The organism is Patescibacteria group bacterium, assembly GCA_041662965.1.
Lineage (GTDB): Bacteria > Patescibacteriota > Patescibacteriia > Patescibacteriales > GWC2-42-12 > JACPHD01.
Genome location: JBAZRI010000013.1, coordinates 23,041 through 29,792, shown reverse-complemented (window position 1 = coordinate 29,792; position 6,752 = coordinate 23,041). Strand labels below are relative to the sequence as shown.

The window sequence follows — 6,752 nt, the reverse complement described above, 5'->3', positions numbered from 1 at the left end:
TTTTTAATTCAATTGCAGTCGCAACTGGTAAAAAAAAGTTTAAGCCTGTCGGTAGCGCCGGCCGCCAAGTTCTACGAAGAGGAAACTAAAAAATTCGTGGGCAGTTTGCCTTTTAAGCTTACCGACGCTCAAAGAAAAGCGGCCTGGGAAATTCTGCGCGACCTGGCAAAAGACAAGCCTATGTCAAGGCTCTTAGAAGGCGATGTGGGCAGCGGCAAAACGCTGGTCGCGATTATCGCCATGCTTAACGTTGTTTTAAATAACCAGCAGGCGGTCTTAATGGTGCCCACGGAAATACTGGCCAAACAACACTTTGAGACTGTTTCTAGGCTTCTGGCGGGTTTTGGCGTAAAAGTGGGGCTGGTAACGAGAAGTCAAAAGAAAATTTTCAAATCCCAAATTCCAATAACCAAAAAAATCCCAAATTCCAATAACCAAAAAATAAAATTAAATGCCGCTGATATTGTGGAAAATTCCGACATCATTATCGGTACGCATGCTTTAATCCAAGAAGATGTTAAATTTAATAATTTGGCTTTGGCGATTATTGACGAACAGCATCGATTTGGAGTGGAGCAGAGGAAAATGCTTTTAAAAAATACCTCACCCCAACCCTCTCCTTGCAAAGGAGAGGGAGAACGGTTGGTGCCGCATTTATTAAGTATGACTGCTACGCCGATTCCGCGCAGCCTGGCTTTAGCTCTATACGGCGATTTAGAGCTGTCGGTTTTAAACGAGATGCCTAAAGACCGGAAGAAAATAATAACTAAAGTGGTGCCGGAGATCAAGCGCACCGCGGCTTACGAATTTATCCGCGCCCAGGTTAAAGCCGGCCGGCAGGTATTCGTTATCTGCCCTTTAATAGATCCGTCGGATAAGCTGGGCGTTAAATCCGTGGAAAATGAATATCAGAAGCTATCTAAAATAATTTTTTCCGATTTAACCATCGGCAAGTTGCACGGCAAGATGAAGCCGGCGGCCAAAGAAAAAATTATGTCCGCCTTCGCTGAAGCTTCAGCGGGTAAAGCTAAAAGAATTGATATCCTTGTTTCAACCTCGGTCGTGGAAGTTGGCGTGGACGTGCCTAACGCTTCGGTTATGATAATTGAAGGCGCTGACCGCTTTGGCTTAGCGCAACTGCATCAATTTCGCGGCCGGGTTGGCCGCAGTATTCATCAATCTTATTGTTTTCTTTTTGCCGACAGCCAGGCGGAGCCGACTTTAGCCAGGCTTAAAGCGCTGGTTGACTGCTCAAGCGGCTTTGAATTGGCAAAACTTGATTTAAAATTCAGGGGCCCGGGAGAATTTTACGGCACGGCGCAAAAAGGCTTTCCCGAACTCAAAATGGCTTCGCTGTTTGATTATGCTTTAATGAAGCAGGCTCGTTATTGGGCCGTTAAATTAGTAAGCGAAGATGCCGGCTTGAATAAATGGCCGGCTTTGAAAGAAAAACTGGGTGAATGGGAAAAATCAGTTCATCTGGAATAAAAAACGGCTTCGCGATTTGCACGAGCCGCGGATGGCTTAGTTATTATTTAGTTAAAATTTTTATTAATTCAGCCACGCTGCTGATGGCAAAAATTTTCATTTTTTGAGATTTAATTTTAACCGGCGGCAGGACCGCTTTTTTAAAGCCTAATTTTTCCGCTTCTTTAAGACGCGTTTCCAATCTGGAGACGTTTCTTATTTCTCCGCCCAAGCCAACTTCGCCTAAAACCAAAGTTTGCCGGCTTAAAGGCTGGTTTAAGAGAGAGGAAGCGATAGCGGCGCAAACAGCTAAATCCAAGCCGGGCTCGGTTATTTTTAAGCCTCCGGTTACATTCAGTATTACATCTTGGTTATTTAAATTCAGGCCGGCGCGCTTGGTTAAAACCGCGATTAAAACCGATAAGCGGTTTAAATCAAAGCCCGAGGCCTTTCTCTGCGGATAGCCGAAGACGGTTTTTGTGACTAAAGCTTGGACTTCAATTAAAAATGGCCTCGTGCCTTCCATAATACAACTGATTACCGATCCGGTAAAATTTTGGCCAGATTCTATGAAAATTGCCGAAGGATTGGCGATTTCCTTAAAGCCGCCGGAAGTCATTTCAAAGATGCCGATTTCGTTAATTGAACCGAAGCGATTTTTAGCGGCGCGCAGAATGCGATAGCCGCGGTTAGTTTCAGTTTCTAAATAAAGCACGGTATCAACAATATGCTCAAGCGACTTCGGTCCGGCCAAAGAGCCGTCTTTAGTAATATGGCCGATTAGGATAATGGCGATATTATCGGTCTTGGCCGCTTCCAGGAAGTTAACCGCCGAGCCGCGGATTTGATTTATGTTGCCGGCTTCGCCAAGGATGCTTGAAGAATAAATAGTTTGAATTGAATCAATAATAACCAAGGCCGGCTTAAGCTTCTTAATGGTGGCGATAATTTTTTCCGCGTTGGTTTCGTTTAGAAATTTAATATTTTCCGCCCTAACTCCCAGCCGGTCAAATCTGGCTTTTATTTGGCCGGCTGATTCTTCGCCGCTGGCGTATATTACTTGGCCGTTTCGGCTTAAGGCGCCAGCGGTTTGGGCGACTAAGGTTGATTTGCCCACGCCCGGCTCGCCGCCCAGGAGTATAAGAGAGCCGCGCATAACGCCGCCTCCCAAAACTCGGTCCAATTCTTCAATAGCGGTTTTCAAGCGCTGGTTTTCCGGCTGATCGCTTAATTTTTCTAAATCAATTACTTCCGCCGGCACGGCCGTTATCATTTTGTCCGCGGTTTTCTGGTCAACCGTTTGCATCTGCAAAGTGCCCCAGCCGCCGCATTCTAAACAACGCCCACTCCATTTCGGGAATTGGGCGTCGCAGGCGGAGCAGGCGTAAACCGTTTGAACTTTGTTTGCCGACATTTATAAAAATTATTTCAATTTTATTTTATTTATTTTTTCCGTATTAACATCGGTGAAGTAGAGATAATAGCCGTTGTCCGAGACGATTAAATCGGACATAGTAAAGTCGCCGTTCGGTATGGCGATTAACTTTTTTAAGCCGGTTTGAGTATCAATTTTATATAGATTATCTTTAGTGCTTTTAGCTAAGTCGGGAAATAGTCCGGCGCCTTCTTCAAGGCTTTCCGGCACGGCGCAATAAACATCGGCGTTTGAAGAAAAAACGCATTTATTCGCCCAAGTCTGGATATTTAATTTTATTCGCCCGGCGCCGATATTATTTCCTTGGGCATTAGCTATCCAAAGCTCCGGCTTTAGGTCGCTTGAGTTTGAATAGACACTATAAAGCAGGCGATCGCCGGCCGGCGCCCATTTAGGTTCAAAGCCCCGGCCTTCTATGGTTAAAGATTTAAAATTTTCATCGTTTAAGCCGACAAAATAAACCGCCTGCTGATCAAAGCTTAGGCCCTCGGTGTACATGGCCACGGTTTGGTTGTTAGGTGACCAAGAAGGATAAACCGTATCATCTTTATCTCCTAAAGAGGCGACTCTTTGCGCTGAAGTGCCTTGATCGTTAACAATAGCCAACCAGCGGTTGGCCGGATCAGTGGCCATGCTTTTTAAAACAATTTTTGAACCGTCCGGAGAAAAGTCAAAATCTTTCCAATGCTTAGGCAGGCTGATTTGCTCTTTGTTGTTAAAATCGTAAATAATTTTTGCTTGGTCGGGATATTCTAAAATAGCTTTATTTTTATCAGGCGACCAGGTAATTTTTTCCACTTCATGAAAGGCCGTATCCGAGAGCAGGCTGGCTTGGCCGTCTTTGGTTAGGCGGTAAAATTTGCCGTCTTGCTTATTATAATATTGCAGATCATTGCCGTTGGCGGATAGTGTCGCCGCCAAGCTCGGTGCTTGGTTTAATTCAAGGGTTTCGGTCAAGCCGCCTAAAGCGATGGCGCTGCTTTTTAGTTGCCCGGTTTCTCCAGGTAAGCCGCTAAGTGGCTGGTCGGAAGGCGTTATTTGCCCTGTGCCCGGTTGAGCTACAGGTAAACCGCCTTGAGTGCTGGTTGCGACCGGCTCTTCTGTAATAATAGGGGCGGAGCTTGGTTTAAAAAAAAGAGCATAAAGCAGATAGCCTAAAATAAAAACAATTAAAATAAAGCCAAGGGCGATAAAAATTTTTTTGTATTTTTGAAAAAAATCCATGGAATTTATATTAAGATAGCTATAAGCTGTTTCTATTTTTGTTAAACCGGAATTTTATGGTATAATAATAGTAGAAATTTATTCAGCTAAGCCTTTGATTCTTTGGCACTATTATTATATAATTGTATAATATAATAGGCCTAGTGTCAAAAATACGGCGATAGTCCAGTGATTTATAATTTTATCTTTATTATATGAGTTTATTTTCCAATGAAAGTTATCTGGGCATAGATATCGGCAGCTCCAGCATTAAAATTGTTGAGTTAAAAAATCAAGGCGGTAAAGCCATGCTTTTAACTTATGGTTTTAGCGAAAATTTAGATGACTTAGATCAGACTGACCCTAAAAAAATAGCTGATATTATTAATAAAATTTGTGCTGAAGCCGGCGTAACCAGTCGTAAGGCTGTTTCAGCTTTACCGACTTTTTCCGTTTTTTCTTCGATTATAAGTTTGGCCGGCGTTAGTAAAAAAGATTTGCCTTCGGCCATCAATTGGGAGGCGAAAAAGGTTATTCCTTTGCCGGCGGAAGAGATGATTTTAGACTGGAAAAAAATAGAAAATATTGACCAAGCCGCCAATAAGAACAGCATGAAGGTTTTATTGACCGGCGCTCCGCGGACTTTAGTCAAGCGCTATATTGAAATTTTTAAAAGTGCCCAAATAAATTTGTTAAGTCTGGAAACTGAAACTTTTGCGTTGATTAGGTCGCTTTTAGGCAATGATAAATCAACGGCCATGGTTGTGGAAATCGGTGCCAAAACCACCAGTTTTACGATTATTGACCAGAGCATCCCAACTTTAAACAGAAGCATAGATATCGGCGGCTGGACAATTACTAAAGCTATCAGCCATAGCCTTAACATCGGTCTGGAGCGCGCCGAGCAATTTAAATATGATTTGGGCGTCGGCTCGTTCACTTCGGCCGATAACGCCATTCCCCGGACCATTGTTGAGAGTATTTCGCCCATAGTGAATGAAATAAAATATGCTTTAAATTTATTTCAAAATAAGAACAATAAAAAAGTGGATAAGATTATTTTAAGCGGCGGTTCAGCTTTGCTTATGAATTTTACTGATTATTTATCAAAAATATTAAATATTAACGTGGTAGCCGGCAATCCCTGGTCAACGGTTTCTTACCCCTTGGATTTAAAGCCGCTGTTAGACGAAATCGCTCCGCGCATGGCCATAGCTATCGGCTTGGCGCTTAGGGAAATGGAATAGAAAATGTAAAATGTAAAAATCAAAATTATGGAGTAAAAAATTTTATAAAAATTTTTTACGAAATAATTTTACAATAATTTTACATTTTGATTTTTAAATTTTTAACTTTATATGTCCGATATTAATTTTTTAGACAACAAAAAAAACGGCGATGATCAAGAGCCGAAAGATAAAGGCGATAAAAAAGAGCGCATAGCCTGGTCTAACCCTAGGAAAGAGGCCAAAAGCTCTAAAGGCTCTTTTTTCTCTTTTTGGCCGTCTTTAAATAAAAAAAAGCCGATTAATAAAATCTCTGCCGCGGTAGTTGATAAAAATAATATTGTTGATAAAAACAAAATTAAAAAGTCGCGCGAAGAAATTTTAAATTTAATAAAGCATCATGAATATTCAAAACCGCCGGCGAAGGAAAAAGATAAAAATTTTTTAGAAATTTTTAGTGAAAAATTTAAAAAAAAGCTTAAACCTAAAGAAGTTTTAATTGATTATCAGCGGGCTTTTAACCGAGAGAAAGAGCATAAGGACCAGCTTGGTAAGATTTTTAATATTAAACCGGCAGTTGAAGGCAAACTAGAGCCGAAATTACCGGGAAAATCCAAGGATAATTGGTTTGACAGGCTAATAGAGTCGTTAAAGAGAAAGATAATCGCCTTAAGCGCTCGCAAAAACGAAATAGCTAAAATAGTTAAATCGCCAAAGGCTGAAGAAATTAAGCCGGCAGAAGTTAAGCCGTTGGCGCCCGCTCGACCGTTTATCCAAGAAGAGAAAAAACCAGCCGAAGTGAAAGAAATAAATATCAAAGAAAACGAGCCAGTCCATAAAAACGAGGTTAGGCAGCGCGTTTTAGAGACTAATTTAATCCAGGGAGAACTTGTAAATTTTTTCGATTGGCGCTCTAAGGTCGCTATTTCATTGAGCGCGATTTTAGCGCCGATTTTTATCGTCGGGGCGGTTTATTACGGCCTGGCATTTTATCAAAAAAGCAATCAGGCGAAAAATTTAGCGCAAGCCGAAAAATTTGCCCAGCTTGAGCAAGACATCGGCAAAGAAGAATCAAGTATTAAGGAAATTTTAGATTTTCAGTCCCGGTTAAAAATAGTTACTCAAATATTCAAACAGCATCTCTACTGGACTAATTTTTTTAATTTTCTGGAAGATAATATGATTAAAGACGTTTATTTTAAAAATTTTAGCGGCGACACCGGCGGTAATTATACTATGAATGCCACAGCCGTTAATTATAGCAATATCCCCGAGCAAATCAGCGTACTTAAGAATAACAAGAAAATAACCTCCGTTGAAGCTAACGGCGGCGATTTGGCGACAGGGGATGATAAAAATGAATCTTCGGTGAAATTTAATCTAAAATTTTCCGTTTCAAAGAATATTTTTACTGAATAATT

General features: G+C 41.3%; 5 protein-coding genes. 3 read left to right on the top strand and 2 right to left on the bottom strand.

What is annotated here, in order from left to right; genetic code table 11:
• On the top strand, positions 1-1,488 hold a 1,488-nt coding region (locus WC639_05260), incomplete at its 5' end, for an ATP-dependent DNA helicase RecG (GenBank protein MFA6307185.1).
• A gap of 43 nt (positions 1,489-1,531) precedes the next feature.
• Here the strand turns inward: WC639_05260 and radA are convergent.
• Together radA and WC639_05250 are read right to left on the bottom strand one after the other, a co-directional pair.
• Positions 1,532-2,881, bottom strand: coding sequence for a DNA repair protein RadA (radA, locus tag WC639_05255; protein ID MFA6307184.1), 1,350 nt, complete (start codon positions 2,879-2,881; stop codon positions 1,532-1,534).
• A 9-nt stretch (positions 2,882-2,890) separates the two neighbouring features.
• Entirely contained in the window at positions 2,891-4,126 is a 1,236-nt protein-coding gene (locus WC639_05250) for a hypothetical protein (protein MFA6307183.1), read from the bottom strand.
• A 194-nt stretch (positions 4,127-4,320) separates the two neighbouring features.
• Between WC639_05250 and pilM the strand changes: the two genes are divergently transcribed.
• Together pilM and WC639_05240 are read left to right on the top strand one after the other, a co-directional pair.
• Positions 4,321-5,352, top strand: coding sequence for a type IV pilus assembly protein PilM (gene pilM / locus WC639_05245; GenBank protein MFA6307182.1), 1,032 nt, complete (start codon positions 4,321-4,323; stop codon positions 5,350-5,352).
• A gap of 111 nt (positions 5,353-5,463) precedes the next feature.
• Complete coding sequence (locus WC639_05240) at positions 5,464-6,750, top strand: hypothetical protein (GenBank protein MFA6307181.1); 1,287 nt, start codon at positions 5,464-5,466, stop codon at positions 6,748-6,750.
• Positions 6,751-6,752: the final 2 nt, after the last annotated feature.

Bases quoted from the DNA above. Each gene is read 5' to 3' on its own strand.
- radA (MFA6307184.1), bottom strand. From the start codon at position 2,881: ATGTCGGCAAACAAAGTTCAAACGGTTTACGCCTGCTCCGCCTGCGAC.
- WC639_05250 (MFA6307183.1), bottom strand. From the start codon at position 4,126: ATGGATTTTTTTCAAAAATACAAAAAAATTTTTATCGCCCTTGGCTTT.
- pilM (MFA6307182.1), top strand. From the start codon at position 4,321: ATGAGTTTATTTTCCAATGAAAGTTATCTGGGCATAGATATCGGCAGC.
- WC639_05240 (MFA6307181.1), top strand. From the start codon at position 5,464: ATGTCCGATATTAATTTTTTAGACAACAAAAAAAACGGCGATGATCAA.